Source organism: Vibrio sp. YYF0003 (assembly GCF_036350715.1).
Taxonomy (GTDB): domain Bacteria; phylum Pseudomonadota; class Gammaproteobacteria; order Enterobacterales; family Vibrionaceae; genus Vibrio; species Vibrio natriegens.
In genome coordinates, this window is sequence record NZ_JAZDWA010000004.1 from 171,431 (window position 1) to 188,334 (window position 16,904).

The following is a 16,904-nucleotide window of genomic DNA, read 5'->3' on the forward strand; positions in this document are numbered from 1 at the left end:
AGAGAAGAGGCACCGATGAACATCGATGCCATATAACGAATTACATTACAGTAACTTCGCCAGCTTGTAGGCCTTTTTTGCCTTGCTCGACAACATACGAGACTTTTTGGCCTTCAGATAGTGTTTTGAAACCAGTTGAGACAATTGATTGAAAATGAACAAACAAGTCTTCACCACCATTTTCAGGAGAAATAAAACCAAAGCCTTTAGTTTCGTTGAACCACTTTACTGAACCAGTTGATTTATTAGACATAGATACCTCTATATTTGTATAGTTTTAATATTAAGTTTATTAGCTAATAAGTGCTATTAGATGATTTAGAGATAAATACTTTGTCGCAGGAACGTAAACGAGGAAATCGATGAGGAACTGAGAGAAATTTGATCTTAAAATAATTAAATAGCTCTTTTCTTAAGAGCTGACGTGCAGTATACCGATAAAATTGATAAAGGCTAGCTTTTTCATTTTTTAATTTTTCCTTGTTCTTCAAGCATTCGTTTTTTGCAATAGAAAATGCAATACAGTGGTCAAACTATAGTTTGTGCAGGCTTCATTGCAGGAGCAACAGTAAAGTAGTCATAGGCTGTGATTTTAAATTAGATGCGCAATTGTTGTTCTAATTTTATGATTTTTAATGATATTTCTGTGTTGTGTTCTTCTTATAAAACCACAACAGGCATAGAGACAGCCTCTGTTCTACTGAGGAAAATGGAAAATATCTATCTATTTATTGTAATGAGTGTATAGTGAGTACAGCTCCGAAACGTGAGCTATTGATGAAACATATAGTTCGAGTCTCTTCTCAGTTTTCTTTCGAGTCATATCGTTATACAACTCCCATAGCAACTTATTCTTTATCTTCCATTAAATAGTCTCAGTTTTGCTTTCAACTATTAACGAGGGTTAAAAAATAGCGTCAGAATGTTTAAGTATCTATCAGAAGATCACAAATTAGCATTCAGAACTGAACATGACCTGAAAGGTCTTTCAGCCCCAAATGTTATGATCGTTTAGATAACTTTTCATTGCTTGAAATGCTTATTTATCATCGTTAATGAGTACTAAAGTAGTATGTTGAATCAGGCTTATTTAAGCCAATGCAAGCGGATATATAAAATATAGGCTGCATGTTTAATATACTTTTGATAAATATGTTCAAACAGGAACAATAATGCGAAAAAGACAAGATAAATCGCCAAGAAAATATAAGAAAAGCGGCTATGAAGCGAAGTTTGAGCAAATGGTTAAGGAATACCATAGTGCCAAAGAAGTCCTAGAATCAATGGACGCAGGTTCTGATGAGTACAACAAGCAGAAAAACCTCTGCGAATCTCTTTTTGCCAGTGCTGAACGTTTCTTTAAACAGAATCAGTAATATTATAAAGAACTAAATCGAGTTCTTATGGTGATTGTGGTGCGTAAGTATCACCGGCTTCCGCATCATTATCACATCCCTTATATATTCATGTTTATTACCAACCACACTCCCCTACAAAATGGCTGTCTTAATTTGACACTAGCTAGTTTTGGTCACGATTACTTTCGCTTTGCTCCGCCAACCAACTGACCAGTTTGCCTACCATCGAATTGCGTTCGTGTTTTGGATTGAGCAGGTGATAACCATTTCCAGAAGCGACATAGCTGTCGAACGGCTGTATTAAGCGTTTTGATTTTAAGTCTTGCTCTGCCAGAGTAATGTCACCAATCGCCATGCCAAAGCCTTGTTGGGCTGCATTTACCGCCTGATCAAGCGTGGCAAAAGTCTGGTTACCTTTGCCCTGAACATTGCGATATCCTCGCGACGCCAGCCACATCGACCAGTCTGACTGCTCCGTATTCGCATGAAGCCAAGTACAACGTTTGAGCAGGTTTAGCTCATCTATTGTTTCTTCTGAAACAGACAATGCCATCTTTTCCCACAACTGTGGCGCACATACTGGAGCCAGAAGCTCGTCGAACAATAGTACTTGTTCAATGGTTTTATTGCGGATGGGTTTTCCGTATGAGATGACTAAGTCAAAACTATCGAAGTTGGGTATCGCCTGATGCTTGGTGGTTGAGGTCAGTTCGACATTCACATCAGGATAAGCTTGCTGAAAATTGGCGATGTGACCTAACAGCCATGTGGTAATACAGCTTGGTGCGTTCAACTTGATTCGGTTTGCACTATCCACCACTTCACGAATCGACATTTGTAAGCGATGAATGATTTCTTCTGCGAGAGGGATAAACTTCGCGCCTTCTGGAGTCAGAGCCAGTCCTCGTGCCTGACGATAAAACAATGCAACACCCATCAGACTCTCGATTGACTGGATTTGGCGGCTGATCGCGCCTTGAGTCATGTTAAGCGCTTCTGCTGCGTGAGTGAAATTCAGATGTTGCGCTGTGGCTAAAAACGCTTGCAGGTTTTTTGTCGAAGGGAGTCTACTTTGCATGTCATCTATCCATGATTTTTTTGCATGGCTAGTATGCCTTTAATTCGATTTAACCGAAAGCGATTCTTGACTAATTTATTACCAATACAGAAATTAAATTTAATTTAGTCGGTTAAAACTGATTATGTATTCATATTAGGATAATAAATATAATGTCATTAGCTGAGAAGTTAGCTCCTGAGAGCATAAAAAAGTTAATACCATATCAGTCTGCAAGACGCATTGGCGGCGCTGGGAGATTGTGGCTTAATGCGAACGAGTTGGAAGAGCCGCTGCTGTACAAAGAGCACCAGTCTCCACTGCATCGCTATCCGGATTTTTTACCTCATGATATTGCATCTGCATACCAGGCTTACTGCTCAACGTCACAGCCAACATTGGCAGTGCGTGGTGCTGACGAAGCAATTGATTTGCTCATTCGTACCTTCTGTCAGCCAGGTAAAGACAGCATCGCGATATGCAGTCCGACTTATGCGATGTACGAGTTTTGTGCTGAATCATTGGCGATTGATGTTATCGACTCTCCACTGCTTTTGCCGAACTTTGATCTCGACGTTGAGAGTGTGGTTCAAGCAGCAGAGAAGGCGAATCTGGTATTCTTATGCTCCCCAAACAACCCTACGGGTCAGTTGTTGAGCTCCCAAAAGATTGTTGACGTGTTAGAGCAGACACAGCAAAGCGCCATTGTGGTTGTTGATGAGGCTTATATCGAATTTGAACTTGAACAAAGTGTCGTTGAGCTAATTGACCGTTATCCAAACCTGGTTGTGATTCGCACCTTGTCTAAAGCTTTCGGTTTGGCGGCGGTAAGATGCGGGTTTATTATCGCTCAGCAGTCGGTTATGGATTTTGTTTACAAGCTGATTCCCCCGTACCCGATGCCGGACAGCTCAGCAGAAATCGTTCTCCAAGCGTTAAGTGCTAAAGGATTAGAAAAGGTAGCGGCTCATACCCATACCCTGATTGAATCTCGTCAACGTTTTATTGAACGTATTGAAGGTCTTGACTGGATTGAAACAATTTACCCGTCAGCCACTAACTTTGTATTGATTCGCACTAAGCCGGATGTGAATCTTTTTGAATACTTACGAGAGCAAGGCATCGTAACGCGTAACCAGACTCATGAGCCTAGTCTGCAAAACTGTGTTCGCATCACGATCGGTTCGGAAAAGAGCATGCAGGAAGTGGCGGAAACTATTTGTAACTACACCAATCTAGTGACACCATCAATCGAAATATAATAAGGACATTACACATGAAAAAAATGCTGAGCGCGTTAGCTTGCACCGCCGCACTACTATCGACTCCTTTGATGGCAAAGGAAGTTCGTCTGGCTTCTGACTTTACGTATCCACCATTCAATTACAAGGATGCTAGTGGTACGCCGGTTGGTTTTGATATCGAAATCGCAGACGCCTTGTGTGCAGAAGCGAAGCTTGAGTGTACTTGGGTTTCACAAGGATGGGATTCTCTGATCCCGAGCCTGCTTGCGCGAAAATCAGACGTGATCATGGCTTCAATGCGTATTACTGACGATCGTAAAAAACGCGTACTGTTTACCGACAAGTATTACCAAACGCCAGCTCGCTTTGTTGCTAAAGCAGACAACAACATTGAGATCAGTGAAGCTGGTTTAAAAGATAAAGTAATTGGCGTTCAAAGCGGTACGATTCACGATATGTACGTGACGGATAAATTTGGCTCGGTTGCGACCATCAAACGTTATTCAGGTCAGGACGAAGTGTATCTGGATATGGCAAATGGCCGTTTGGATGCGACTTTTGGTAACTCAGACCAACTTGCGCTGGCGTTTTTAGACAAAGACATTGGCAAAGGTCATGAGTTTGTTGGCGAAGCTGTAACGGATAAAGCCTACATTGGTGAAGGTACGGCACTAGCACTGCGTAAGAATGATAAAGAATTGGCTGAGAAGTTTAACCAAGCGATCAAAACCATTCGTGCAAATGGTACTTACGACAAGATCGCTGCGAAATACTTCTCCTTCGACATCTACGGCGAAGAGCTTTAATTACCGATAGATTCGTTCCATTAAATCAACAAGGCCTACTTTGTTTAGCAAGGTAGGCCTTTTTAATAACTCATGCGTTAACGACATTTCATTCTCTGTGTGGCGAAAAGATGAAAAATCAGCAAGCTAAGTTTAAAATGTGTGTCTATTTCTGATGATATGACGCCTTCTATGCATTCAAACAAGCTCACCATTCCATTGCCTTCGCTGATTCACCGTATTGGTGGCGAGCACGCTAAGCGGGCCAAAATGATTGCGATGGAGAAGGGGTGTGAGTTGAAGCGTGTCCGACGTTCCAGAAACTGGCAGGTTTCTGGTGAGGCATTGGATTTGAAAACCTTTCTTGATCATCTCAAAGCAGAAGAGTCAGAGGCGCTATGTTTTGTGATCAACAAGATGGAAGTCGGACTCGTGGCTCATCAGGATAAATTAGAGCCGCTGGAAGCCAAGTTGATTCGTTTAGTGGTGGAGAACCCTAACGTCACCCTGGCTGAATTAATGGCAGAAACCAATTGTACAATCGCTCAAGCTCGCACGGCGCGTTTTGATGCGGAAATGTTGTAATGGTTTATGTTTCAAATAGCCAAATAGCCAAATAGCCAAATAGCTCAGTAAGATCATAAAAAGCCACCCCGTGAGTTATCATCGGAGTGGCCGTTGTGGTTTAGTCTTTGGTTGGCTTGAGCCTTGTTACTTTTCTAATGCTGGTTTAGAAAGCGTTTTTTGCGTTTCTTTTTGGTTTGCTTGCTGCGCACTTTCGCTTGATGTTTCTGGTAACACTAACGTCATTACAATCGCTGCAATACCGCTGGTAGTTACCGGAGAGCCGAAAACGCTCTGCATGATTTTTGGCATACCTTCCAGAATTTCAGGAACGAGCATTACGCCAAAACCAATACCAAATGAAACGGCGAGTATCATTAGGTTTCGGCGATCTAACTCTTCATTCGCAATGATCTTAATACCTGCTGCTGCAACGGTACCAAACATGACTAAGGTTGCGCCGCCGATAACCGGTTTAGGGATGGTAGTCAGAATGGCACCGATGAGAGGAAACAATCCGAGAGCCACCAAAATAAGTGCGACAAAGTAGCCCACATAGCGGCTTGCAATGCCAGTCAGATGAATGACGCTGTTGTTCTGGCTGAATGTGGTGTTCGGAAAAGTATTAAATACCGCAGCAATCAGCGAGTTCACGCCATCGCCAAGTATCCCAGCTTTAATTCGTTTGAGATATTGTGGGCCCGACACGGGTTGTTTGGTGATAATGCAGTTCGCCGTAATATCGCCTGCTGACTCGATGGCAGTGATGGCGTAAATAACAGCGATTGGGACAAATGCAAACCAATCAAAATCAAACCCGAATTTGAATGGAACAGGGACGCTGACTAAAGGCTGATTAAACGCCCCTTCTAAGTTGACCATGCCCATAAAGGCTGCCAGAACATAGCCAATAACCATACCGATCAAGATGGACGACAATCTTACCATTAGGTTTTTAGAGCGATTTAAAACGATGATGGTGGTTAAAACAACCGTCCCCAAAACAAGGTTGTTCCATGAGCCGAAGTCTGGCGCGTTGAACCCGCCCGCAAGGTCGGTCATTCCGACTTTAATCAAAGATATACCTATCGTTGTTACCACGATACCCGCCACGACAGGTGTGATAATACGTTTAAGTTTGCTGATAAACTGAGAAAGGATGATTTCGACGAAGGCACCGACAAAACACACCCCGAAGATCATTGCCAGAATATCTTCTGGACCACCACCTTGTGATTTAACGATGAAGCCTGCCGCCAAGACAGAACTCAGAAACGCAAAACTGGTGCCCTGAACGCAGACTAACCCCGCGCCTATTGGGCCGATACGGCGCGCCTGTATAAAGGTGCCAATCCCTGACACGATTAACGCCATACTGATGAGATAAGGAACGTGTTCGCCGAGTCCAAGCACGCCGCCGATGATGAGGGTTGGAGTAATGATACCGACAAAACTCGCAAGTACATGTTGTAGCCCCGCGTAAAGTGCTGCACCGGCTTTGGGCTTGTCTTCTAACCCATATATGAGGTCGTGGGTTTCCTGTTGAGACATACTGACTTCCTTGTATTCATTATTGTGTACTATTTTATGAATACATCTGAGCAATCTTTGTGCCACAAACTTCCTGACTGGTTAGTCAAGTTATTCCAGTGGGTTAGGAGAAAACCGTGTTGAGTTGACGGAAAATATTGTTTCGTATTGGTGCAATAATGCTCAATTTAGTGCATGTACAACCCGTCACTTTTTTGTTTTACACACACTTAATCGATTGAAATTACCATAAAAAATTTACCATAAAAAAAGCCACCTAGATTTCAGGTGGCTTCAAATAGCGAGTGAGCAGAGAGGTTAATTCAACACTTCTTTCAGGCGTTGTCGCTCTTCATCAGTCATCTTGGTTTTATTCAAAAATGGCATATCAGCACTTTCAACCGAGCGAACCAGAATTCTTGCTTTCCAGCGTTCGATATCTTGCCAGCTATCAAAAACGGCACCGCTTGGCGCGACCTTGAATACATCATCCGTTGGTGTTGAGCTATGACACTGGCTACAGCGCTCACTGATGATCTGTTTTGCGATCTTCTGTTCTTCCGTTAATGAAACTTCAGTCGCTACTGCTGCATGTGGGCTGTCTGCTTTGGCGACGGTAGGTTGTGTCGCGTTGCGAGAAGTCGACTGCCAGCTCACTAACACTGCCAGAACCATCATGGCACAGGCTCCACTTAACAGAACGCTTGGTCTATTTTGCCCGATATGTTTGAGGTTAAAGTAATGGCGAATATACGCGCTGATGATCATAACGAAAAAGCCAATCAGCCAGTTCAGTGGATGTTGATAGATCATTGGATAGTGATTGCTGATCATCAAGAAGATTACTGGCAGAGTGAAGTAGTTGTTGTGAATAGAGCGGCGCTTTCCTTCTAAGCCTGGAGCGGGGTCCACGGTTTCACCTGCGGTAACTTGCGCCACCATTTTACGTTGGCCAGGAATGATTTTGTGGAAGACGTTATTGACCATAATCGAGCCAATGAGCGCACCCATATGAATAAACGCACCTCTTCCGCTGAACAGTTGGGTAAAGCCGTAGAAAAACAGCGCACCAAACGCGAGTAGTGCCGCACTGAACAGCGCAGTGTTACGGCTCAAAGGTGAACGCATTAATGCTTCATAAACCACCACGCCCAGTAGAATGCCACCAACGCCAATACCGACTGCTTGCAGAGACGTTAGCTCCATGACACGAGGGTCAATCAGATATGCTTGGGCGTTGAAGTAGTACATCCAAATCATCAACGCAGAGCCAGTTAACCATGTGGCGTAGGCTTCCCATTTAAACCAGTGCAGCTTTTCCGGGATTTTTTCCGGACCTACCTGATACTTGGCGACTTCGTAAAATCCACCACCATGTACTGCCCATAGGTCGCCTTTGATGCCTTTATCTTTTTTCCATTTTGGCGGTGTCTCTAAGTTATTATCCAGCCATGTGAAGTAAAAGCTTGCTCCAATCCATGCGACGCCACAGATCACATGAAACCATTTGATAAACAGCGCTAGCCATTCATACAGTTGCGGCCACATCGTAATATTCCTTTTTAAATTTTGATTCCTTGAACATGCGTTCGTTAAAGATTGTTCTTTGAGAGGGGGATTTGCCCAACTGCCTCACTGAAGAACAATCATCTCTTCTCTTTGGGGCGTTGCCCTCTAACTTCCTCGGTAGCTCGAATAAGAGAATGGGGATAGGAGAAGAGGAATGTGGTAGTTACCCTCGTCATAGACGTTGAAATTTACGTCTATAAGAGGAAAGAAAGCGCTACCAAACTGCGCATCACAATAAGGTGCGACAAGAAAGCGTAGCGTATAACCCTGTTTTTCCAAGATTAGCTCTGGGAACTTGGCGCGACCATCTTGATCGGTGGTGGCCTCCGCTAGACATATTTGGTCGTTGAGGCTAAATAACTGAACTTGAATACCAGCTGCGGGCTTTCCGTTTGCGGTATCTAACACGTGGCAACTGAGTTGTTTCATAACAAGGCTTCCATTCTGATTTTGCTGATTTTTTGTTGTTCTAGTGCTGCTTGATGTAGCTCTTCATCCCGAGAACGATTGATTCGGCCATTGAGTAGGTTGAGCATCTCTTCTGCAGTCTTGTTGGTGGCACACACGATAAAAATGAATCCAAATTTGTCGTGGTATTTTCGGTTGAGCGTAAGCAGTTCTTGCAACACATCGGTAGAAGCCTGTTTAACGTTCTTTTGCTCTTTTTCACTGAGGTCTTTGCCTTGTGAGTACTTCTTTTTCAGGCTATTGAGATCACCAATCATCGGGTGACCTGCAAATGCTTCCAGCCAGTCGTTTTCTTTTAACTTGGTAAAGGCAATCTCTGCGCTACGAAGTAAAGAATCTATTGAGTCAAACGGCATGCGGATTTTCATTTCTTGCTGCCAACGTTGGCTGGTGCAAATTCTTTCCAGCTGTTCATCACTTAGGCTCAAGGCAAGGTTTACTGTACTCATTGATGATTTTCCCTGATATTTTTGCGTGCGAGATTGGCTTGTTGCCATTGTTCTTCGTTCTGTTGTTTTACATCGGGCTGCATTTCATTATGTTGTTTGTTAGCTTGATGTTGCTTAAACCGTTCCATCAATTGGGCTGATACTGAGACCGCCACTTCCATTGGTAATTTGCCCGTGATGTCTGGATTCCCAATCGGGCAGGTGAGCTGATCGAGCAAGTTGACGTTGCTCAGCTGTTCTTTAAGGCGGAACCTGAAACGTTGGCTTTTACCTTGTGAGCCAATTAAGCCCACATAAGCAAAGCGCTTGCTTTCTAGCGCTTGCTGAGTCAGCTCAAAATCAAGCGCGTGGTCTTGCGTCATGATCAACACAAATGTGTTGTCTTTTAGTGTTTCAATCGCATCGACCGGATTGGCATGTAGCGACGTCTCTATTCCTTTTTGCGATAAAGGCGACAGCCATTCAGGGCGACTGTCGATGACTTTTACATGGCAAGGTAATCCACTGAGGATGCTAGTGAGTGCCTGACAAACATGTCCGGCACCAAATATTGCAACCTGTGGCGTTTGTGTCTGGAAAAACTCGAACATCACTTGCACCGCTCCGCCACAGCATTGTCCAAGATCCGCGGACAGGGCAAAGCGTTCGATAATTGGTTCAGCGTGTTGAAGCGCCAGGTTTTCACGCGCTTTGGCGATCACCTGGTATTCGAGGTTGCCGCCGCCGAGCGTGTCGAACTGGCCTTGAGCAGAGATAACCATCTTCGCGCCACTGGATCGCGGCACTGATCCAACATAAGCCAGAACCGTTGCAATACAGTAAGCCTGACCTTGTTGCTCAAGTTGCTGGCAGGCGGCTAACCAATTCATGCCCGGGTTCGACAGGTAGGCATCATTGTTCGACGACATAGGATTCCTCCTGCATTGATTGCTCTTCAAGCCACTGTTGCTGATGCTCGCAAGCGTTAAGGATTTCTTCACCTGTTGCAGGCGCGTGTAGTGCTGGAGCGCTTTGATGTTGACTGATTGAGGCTACTGCATCGTAAATTGCGCACCAGACACTGTTCGCGTGCATGAATGGCGGCTCACCAACGGCTTTGGAACGGTAAATGCTGTATTCCGGATTGGCCTGATCGTACAGATCAACATGCATTTGTTTCGGGTAGTCACCGATGGTCGGGATCTTGTAATTCATCGGGCTGTTACTTAGCAGGTGACCATTCTCACCCCAAATCAATTCCTCTGTGGTTAGCCAGCCCATGCCCTGAATGAATGCACCTTCAATTTGTCCTTTATCAATCGCCGGATTCAGGCTGTTACCCACATCATGAAGAATGTCGACTTTTTCAACGCGCATTTCGCCAGTTAGAGTGTCGATCGTGACTTCTGAACACGAGGCTCCAAGGGCAAAATAAAAGAACGGACGACCCGTCGCGGTACTTCGGTCATAACCAATTTTTGGTGTTTGGTAGAATCCGCTTGCAGAGAGCGAAATACGGTTCATATACGCCAACTGAACTAACTCCGCCCAACTGACGGGTTGTTGGTATTTCGGTGAGGTTTCAATACCGACAAGCTCACCGTTGACAATGTCAGTCTCTTCGACTTGATAATGTTTACAAGCGAAATCAAGTAAGCGTTGTTTGATTTCCATCGCTGCATTGTGCGCCGCCATACCGTTAAGATCGGCACCAGAAGACGCTGCTGTTGGCGAGGTATTTGGCACTTTATCTGTGCGGGTTGAGGTGACAAGCACCTTGTTAATATCAATACCGAAAGACTGAGCAACAATCTGTTGAATCTTCGTATGCAGGCCTTGGCCCATTTCTGTCCCGCCGTGTGATACCTGAAGTGTCCCATCGGTGTAAACATGGATCAGAGCACCCGCTTGGTTAAGGTGTGTTGCCGTAAACGCAATCCCAAATTTAAGCGGGGTTAAAGCCAGACCTTTTTTCAGCACTGGGTTACTTTGGTTCCACTGATTAATTGCCTCGCGGCGAGCGCGGTAGTCACTTTGCTTCTCAAGCTGTCGCATGATATCCAACATTGCGTCATGCTGTTCGACTTCCATACCATACGGTGTGATTTGTGCTCCATCGCGATATAGATTTTTGTAGCGAACGTCGAGCGCATCCTGGCCGACTTGAAGCGCTAAATCCTGCATCGCTTTTTCAATCACGATCATGCCCTGAGGTCCACCAAAACCACGGAATGCGGTGTGGGAAACCATATCGGTTTTGAGCCTGTTGCCAACCACACATGCCTGGCCGAGTGAGTAAGCGTTATCGGCATGGAACATGGCGCGATCGACAATTGCGTCGGATAGGTCAGGCGAGTGACCACATAAACCGTTTACTTCGATGTTTGCGGCGATGATTTGGCCTTGAGCGTCTGCCGCAAGCTGGTAACGGTTGTAGAAAGGATGACGCTTACCAGTGACCGTCATATCGAGTGAGCGAGGAAGACGCATTTTTACTGCTCGTTTTGTATGGTGTGCCCCAAGCGCTGCCAGACATGCCCATTGAGCCGCCTGACTTTCTTTACCACCAAAACCTCCGCCCATACGTCGCATATCAACCGTGACTCGGTTAAAATCAATGTCTAATACTTCAGCGACCAACTTCTGAACTTCAGACGGGTTTTGGGTAGAAGAACGCAGGAATATGCCACCGTCTTCGGTTAATTCTGCAAGACTTACCTGACCTTCCAAATAGAAGTGTTCCTGACCACCGACATGGATATCGCCGTGAATATAAACCGGCGCTTGGTCAAAAACTTGTTGTTCGACTTTTTTACCCATCTGGTGAGTAGGCAAGAGGGGATCTTGTGATGCGGCTTTTGGATACGTCAGCGCCAGATCGCCCGTTTCGGTGTACTCCACTTTCGCCAGGCTTGCAGCTTTCCATGCTAGCTCATGTGTGGTCGCCAGAATGAGGGCAATAGGCTGTCCGAAGTACTTAATCTCGTTATTTATCGCCAGTAAGGGATCGCCTTTGAAAATGGTACCAATGTCCTTTTCTCCGGGAATCGAGGTCTCTGTCAGTACTTTAACGACACCTTCAGCGCACTCAACCTCCGATAAGTCGAGCTGAGTAATCTGACCTTTAGCGATGGTGCTGGTCACAACGGCGGCGTGTACACATCCAGCGGGAGTAGCGTAATCATCAACATAGAGCGCTTCACCGCTGACCTGCTTATCGGCACTTTCGTGCTTGTAAGATTTCCCTACGACTTGTTGGGATTCAGGGAGTATGGTTTGTCCCGATTCAACCTGAGTTAACTTACGCATCTTGCACCAACCTTGTCTCAATGCTCTGAGACTCCAAATAAAAACGTTTAAGCAGGTTCTGAACCAACTTGACTCGATAAGTATTACTGCCTCGCACATCACTCAGTGGCTGAATCACCTGAGGTACCATTTCCTGAGCTTGCTGAACGACAGAAAGCGACAATGGCTTACCAATAAATAGCGCTTCTAACTGGCTAAGGCGTACAGATTTTGCGGCTACTCCGCCAGCCGAGATGATACAGTTGGTGACACATTGGTTAGAACCAAACGCCATGTTCAGTCCCAATGTGACTGTCGCGATGTCATCTTCGTAGCGTTTACTCACTTTGTAGATAGCGTGGCGCTCGTTTTTCGCCAGCTGTGGTAAGTGAATCGCGCTGATCCACTGATTGGGTTGGAGGGCTGTCTGGCGGTAACCAGTAATGTACTCTTCCGGCGCAAGTAACACTTTGTCTTCGCCATCATCTAATTCAATCAGACCATGCAGGCTGATAAGTAGTGGGGCAATATCGCCAATTGGTGAAGCGTGGCCAAGACTGCCTCCAAGCGTTGCTCTGTGGCGAATAGTCAAACTACCTAAGCGTTCAATCACTTCATCAGCGGTTGGGAAATGTTGTTTAATGAATTCATGAACCTGCGTCATCGGAACTGCCGCACCAATGCGCCAACCTGCCGAAGTTTCTGTGATTGTCAGTAAGTCATCGACGTGAGATAAGTCGATCAGTTGCGCCAGAGGTTTGTGTTGCTGAGTCACCTCTAATGATAAATCCGTCCCGCCTGCGATCATTTTTGCCTCTGGCATCTCTTTGATTGCCTGAGCGAGTTGCTGACGGTTTTTTGGGCGCGCATAGTTCGGCTCATTTGTGTCTGCAACTGAGGCCATCCAAGTTTTTACGGTAGCTTCATGAACGCTAAGCGGATCATCTATATGGCATGAAGCAATCGAGTTTGCGGCTTCAATCAATGGACCGTAGCCCGTGCATCGGCAAAGGTTGCCAGAGAGATAATGGGTTGGGTTGTGAGGCGCGACTTCTTGCTTTGACAGCGCATAGAGAGACATCACAATTCCCGGCGTACAAAAGCCACATTGAGAACCGTGATGATCGACAACCGCTTGCTGCACAGGATGAAGTTGGTTGTTTTGTTTTAGGTGCTCGACGGTAATGATCTGTTTACCGTGCAGAGCATGAATCGGGGTGATGCAGGCGTTGATTTGTCGATAACTCAGTTTATCTGCGTCATCAGTATCAACGACGACTACCGTACAAGCGCCACAATCACCACTGGCACACCCTTCTTTAGAGCCTGTCATGTGTTTTTGTTCACGCAAGTAGTTCAAAAGCATGGTGTCTGCTTTTGCTGATGCCACTTTGACGACATCATTATTAATCATGAGCTCTAACATAACTTCCTCTATTCATTATTGTTAAAAACCTGTCCATGTGGTCAACTCAAGGGCCCCAAATAGCTCGCGCAGTCTTGGCGAAAGCACAAGCTAAGGATGAATCTGTTATTTGTTTCGTCTTTGCATAACTGGCCGACTTGTTGGTATTAGCCAGTTGGTATGAGTACTAAAGCAAAAACCTGACCAATTGGTCGTATTTTTAAAAATAACTTTCCACTTTTAGCTTGAAGGCTTATATATCAAGCATAATATGCGTGCCAGAAAACCCCAATAATTTGGGGGGAACTGATGAGGTAACTGGATTGTGTACAATTTTGGTGCTAACTCTTGTATACATTGCACTCATTTGATGCAGGTCTTGTTTGCTGAGTAACTCGGAACCCCGATATCAGCGGTTCGCTGAGCGCTCTCTGGGTTGGCGCGTATTTTGTAAAGTACTTTGTAGATAGGTTTATGAGTGTAAAGAGGCCAATGAGTATTTTAGCCAGCGATGCTGAAAAGCGATTTACTACGATTGGTGAAGGCAAAAAGTCGAAAGGTAAGGAGTCAACTTGACGGTAGAAGCAGGGCAAACGAAACGAGCGAATGTCGGTGAGATCAGACGGCGTAATGAAGAGCTAATCTTACAAGCTGCGGCAGATGAGTTCGTTAAGCATGGCTACAAAGGCACCTCTGTTCAGGCTATTGCAGACAGAGTGAACCTACCAAAAGCGAACCTGCTGTACTACTTCAAGTCAAAAACTGGCATCTATAAGGCGTTATTGAAAGACATTCTCACGCTATGGAATGACGGTTTTTCGGAACAAGCCGCCATGCTACCGCCAGAGGTAGTGCTAAGAAATTACATCGTCGGTAAGATGCAATACAGCCGCACACACCCAAAAGAATCGAAAATCTTCGCGCAAGAGATCATTCAAGGTGCGCCTATTATTGCGGATTCCATTCAATTCCCAATGGTGAACTGGGCAGCAGGCAAAGCCACCATCATTCAATCCTGGATTGATCAGGGATTGATTCGGCCGGTCGAGCCTTTGCACTTGTTGTTTTTGATCTGGGGAGCGACCCAATTTTACGCCGACTTTGATACCGAAATCAGGCTGATTAAAGGTGGCCCCCTGTCGACAGAAGAATTTGAAAAAGCGCAGGAGTTTGTCGTTGATATGGTGTTAAGGGGCCTCAGAGTGACAGGGTAGTCGTGGTCGCATTCGCGTAAAAATGGCAGCGTACTGAGTTATTTCATAAATAGCATCAGCGCCGCCATTTTTTATTCTACTCTGTGTTAGCTATCCCCAAAGATTGAGTGCAGCTATGTCTTTTACGATTTTCTTGGAAGTACCGTGAGTACACGGACGATGAAGGCATGTAACTCAACCATGTAGTTACTCAGGAATTCGGCTGTACTCTCATCGGTCACCACGCCATCTTCAGTAATGAGTCCCGGCTTAAATTGCACGTAAGCTTCGACCGTATTCATCAGCGGGGAATTACAAAAACACAATACGCTGCGCAGACTTTGTTGCGCTAATGCGGTCCCGATCGAACCGGGAGACGTACCGATTACACCTGAAGGCTTGGCAGTAAATGAGTTGTGTCCCCATGGACGACTCGCCCAGTCTATTGCGTTTTTCAACGCCCCTGGTATTGAACGGTTATACTCTGGAGTCACAAACAGAACACCATCGACATCGGCGATAGCTTGCTTGAAATCTCGTGCTACTTGAGGAAAGTCGGCATCATAATCGGGACTATAAAGGGGCAAATCTTTGATTGGGATCTCTACTAATTCAAGTTCCGGCGGTGCCAAACGCGCCAGTGCTTTGGCTAACATTCTGTTAATTGAGTTTGAAGACAAACTACCAACGAAGTAGCCAACTTTGTATTGTGCCATGTTATTTACCTCCTTCTCCGAACCTTATGCTCAACGTTAAACCATGTGCTTGTGTCGCAATCTATCGACTAGTTTTGTTCCATGAAAAGTGTAGTTCAAACGCATGGCGAATATCTTTTGTTTGTCAGTCTTTGGTTCAACAAAGGGCTATTCAGGAACGTATCAGAGATTGTGGGCTACAGTATAAAGCGATGGTGAAAGGCGGTACACGTGCCATCTAGACAGGTAAAAATAACGGAGGAGATTATGAAAATATCTAAAGTATGTATACCTGTGCTTTTTGCTGGACTCGCAACCCTATTTGCATCGTTTACTTATGCGGGCCCACCGATCCAATCTATGACCATAGAATGCAACTGGGGAACCTTGACCATGGAAATGATCAAAGAGCAAAATTTTGATCAGGGAGGTCACTCAGCGGATCCTTCGGGTGATGGTCATGGTCCAGGCACTGTTGATGAGCCGAGAAAAGGGCTCGCTAATGTCGTTGAGCAAGGAAACTTGCAATATACATGTCAGCTGATTGAAGAGCTTTTATCTCAGTAAACAGTTTGGCATTAGATATTTAGCCCACTTCGGTGGGCTTTTTACTGCCTAGTGTTTCGGATGGTATGAGTCACGCTGTTTTGCTCAAGCTTCACAACAAGTTGATCCCAAACTGCTTTACCAACATATGAGTAAGGCCAAAGCAAACAATGGATACTAAGCAGCTTATTAGCAATGTGACCCAAAAAGAGTATTTAGCCAACAAGTAAGGAAAGAGCAGAAACATGGGTAACGTTGGTAGTACATACCAGAAAGTATAAAACGCATGATTAGAGAGTTTGTGGCTTCCCTGTCCCTCAATGTACATCCAGATCAAAGCTAAGATTGTGACTGTCGGTAAAGCCGCAACTAAAGCACCTAATTTATCGCTTCGTTTTGCGACTTCAGAAATCAAAACGACAACAGCCGCGGTGGTAAGGTACTTTATAACAATCCAAAGCATTCGTGGTCTCCTTGCCCAAAACGAAAGAATTGCATGATTCAGCGTAATGACACTTAGGTTGTATTAACCGTTTATATAAGAAAACACCTTGAAGTCACAATTACTTTTTAACGTTTTATTTACAAGTAAATAAGATCGTCATCATCAAACCATGATAGCTCTTGGGGTGCTTTCTCTCATTGAATGACTGCACCGGTTATTTTAGGGTTTGGAGAGCCTTCAGTTTTAAAGCGACTTTGATACCAAAAGCTTGATGAACGAAGGCGGGCTATTTATCAATCAATAGAAGGCTTTGAAAACGCTTAGGCGTT

The 16,904-nt window shown here is 45.0% G+C and carries 17 protein-coding genes; 6 read left to right on the forward strand and 11 right to left on the reverse strand.

All coding sequences use genetic code 11. From position 1 onward, the window contains the following. Nucleotides 1-40 precede the first annotated feature (40 nt). Nucleotides 41-253: a cold-shock protein gene (locus V1U08_RS13555; protein WP_005483265.1), complete on the reverse strand. Its 213-nt coding sequence runs from the start codon at nucleotides 251-253 to the stop codon at nucleotides 41-43. A gap of 919 nt (nucleotides 254-1,172) precedes the next feature. Here V1U08_RS13555 and V1U08_RS13560 point away from each other — a divergent pair. Then, nucleotides 1,173-1,376, forward strand: a complete 204-nt coding sequence (locus tag V1U08_RS13560; RefSeq protein WP_014233671.1) for a hypothetical protein — start codon at nucleotides 1,173-1,175, stop codon at nucleotides 1,374-1,376. Nucleotides 1,377-1,521: 145 nt separating this feature from the next. Here the strand turns inward: V1U08_RS13560 and V1U08_RS13565 are convergent, their stop codons facing one another. Beyond that, nucleotides 1,522-2,436: a LysR family transcriptional regulator gene (locus tag V1U08_RS13565; RefSeq protein ID WP_330470802.1), complete on the reverse strand. Its 915-nt coding sequence runs from the start codon at nucleotides 2,434-2,436 to the stop codon at nucleotides 1,522-1,524. 149 nt (nucleotides 2,437-2,585) lie between these two features. On the opposite strand from V1U08_RS13565, the gene hisC reads away from it, so the two are divergent. The 3 genes from hisC to V1U08_RS13580 all read left to right on the forward strand — a co-directional run bounded on the left by hisC (nucleotide 2,586) and on the right by V1U08_RS13580 (nucleotide 5,029). Continuing rightward, complete coding sequence (hisC, locus tag V1U08_RS13570) at nucleotides 2,586-3,677, forward strand: histidinol-phosphate transaminase (RefSeq protein ID WP_330470917.1); 1,092 nt, start codon at nucleotides 2,586-2,588, stop codon at nucleotides 3,675-3,677. 14 nt (nucleotides 3,678-3,691) lie between these two features. Further along, nucleotides 3,692-4,465 carry an ABC transporter substrate-binding protein gene (locus V1U08_RS13575; protein WP_065297847.1) on the forward strand — a complete coding sequence of 258 codons (774 nt, stop codon included), beginning with the start codon at nucleotides 3,692-3,694 and terminating at the stop codon, nucleotides 4,463-4,465. 171 nt (nucleotides 4,466-4,636) lie between these two features. Further along, nucleotides 4,637-5,029, forward strand: a complete 393-nt coding sequence (locus tag V1U08_RS13580) for a ribosome recycling factor family protein (RefSeq protein ID WP_014233675.1) — start codon at nucleotides 4,637-4,639, stop codon at nucleotides 5,027-5,029. A gap of 126 nt (nucleotides 5,030-5,155) precedes the next feature. Here the strand turns inward: V1U08_RS13580 and V1U08_RS13585 are convergent, their stop codons facing one another. From V1U08_RS13585 to xdhA, 7 genes are all read right to left on the reverse strand, one after another. Next, nucleotides 5,156-6,559 carry a uracil-xanthine permease family protein gene (locus tag V1U08_RS13585; protein ID WP_065303302.1) on the reverse strand — a complete coding sequence of 468 codons (1,404 nt, stop codon included), beginning with the start codon at nucleotides 6,557-6,559 and terminating at the stop codon, nucleotides 5,156-5,158. Nucleotides 6,560-6,856: 297 nt separating this feature from the next. Beyond that, complete coding sequence (locus V1U08_RS13590; protein WP_330470803.1) at nucleotides 6,857-8,086, reverse strand: urate hydroxylase PuuD; 1,230 nt, start codon at nucleotides 8,084-8,086, stop codon at nucleotides 6,857-6,859. A 126-nt stretch (nucleotides 8,087-8,212) separates the two neighbouring features. Next, entirely contained in the window at nucleotides 8,213-8,536 is a 324-nt protein-coding gene (gene uraH / locus V1U08_RS13595; protein ID WP_176293057.1) for a hydroxyisourate hydrolase, read from the reverse strand. Then, nucleotides 8,533-9,024, reverse strand: coding sequence for a 2-oxo-4-hydroxy-4-carboxy-5-ureidoimidazoline decarboxylase (locus tag V1U08_RS13600; RefSeq protein WP_330470804.1), 492 nt, complete (start codon nucleotides 9,022-9,024; stop codon nucleotides 8,533-8,535). Before V1U08_RS13600 ends, uraH begins: the two co-directional genes overlap by 4 nt. Then, nucleotides 9,021-9,932 carry a xanthine dehydrogenase accessory protein XdhC gene (xdhC, locus tag V1U08_RS13605; RefSeq protein WP_330470805.1) on the reverse strand — a complete coding sequence of 304 codons (912 nt, stop codon included), beginning with the start codon at nucleotides 9,930-9,932 and terminating at the stop codon, nucleotides 9,021-9,023. Before xdhC ends, V1U08_RS13600 begins: the two co-directional genes overlap by 4 nt. Further along, a complete protein-coding gene (gene xdhB / locus V1U08_RS13610; RefSeq protein ID WP_330470806.1) occupies nucleotides 9,916-12,312 on the reverse strand; it encodes a xanthine dehydrogenase molybdopterin binding subunit in 2,397 nt (798 codons plus the stop codon). The genes xdhC and xdhB overlap by 17 nt, the downstream gene beginning before the upstream one ends. Then, nucleotides 12,305-13,717 (reverse strand): xanthine dehydrogenase small subunit, encoded by a 1,413-nt coding sequence (xdhA, locus tag V1U08_RS13615; protein ID WP_330470807.1) that lies wholly within the window; start codon nucleotides 13,715-13,717, stop codon nucleotides 12,305-12,307. Before xdhA ends, xdhB begins: the two co-directional genes overlap by 8 nt. A gap of 551 nt (nucleotides 13,718-14,268) precedes the next feature. On the opposite strand from xdhA, the gene V1U08_RS13620 reads away from it, so the two are divergent. Next, nucleotides 14,269-14,910 carry a TetR/AcrR family transcriptional regulator gene (locus V1U08_RS13620; protein ID WP_065297841.1) on the forward strand — a complete coding sequence of 214 codons (642 nt, stop codon included), beginning with the start codon at nucleotides 14,269-14,271 and terminating at the stop codon, nucleotides 14,908-14,910. 122 nt (nucleotides 14,911-15,032) lie between these two features. Here the strand turns inward: V1U08_RS13620 and V1U08_RS13625 are convergent, their stop codons facing one another. Further along, nucleotides 15,033-15,605, reverse strand: a complete 573-nt coding sequence (locus tag V1U08_RS13625; RefSeq protein ID WP_014233684.1) for an NADPH-dependent FMN reductase — start codon at nucleotides 15,603-15,605, stop codon at nucleotides 15,033-15,035. Nucleotides 15,606-15,851: 246 nt separating this feature from the next. Here V1U08_RS13625 and V1U08_RS13630 point away from each other — a divergent pair, with 246 nt between their 5' ends. Next, entirely contained in the window at nucleotides 15,852-16,151 is a 300-nt protein-coding gene (locus V1U08_RS13630; protein WP_020334086.1) for a hypothetical protein, read from the forward strand. Nucleotides 16,152-16,242: 91 nt separating this feature from the next. On the opposite strand, the gene V1U08_RS13635 is transcribed toward V1U08_RS13630, so the two are convergent. Then, entirely contained in the window at nucleotides 16,243-16,593 is a 351-nt protein-coding gene (locus V1U08_RS13635; RefSeq protein ID WP_014233686.1) for a DUF3147 family protein, read from the reverse strand. Between the last annotated feature and the right edge of the window lie 311 nt (nucleotides 16,594-16,904).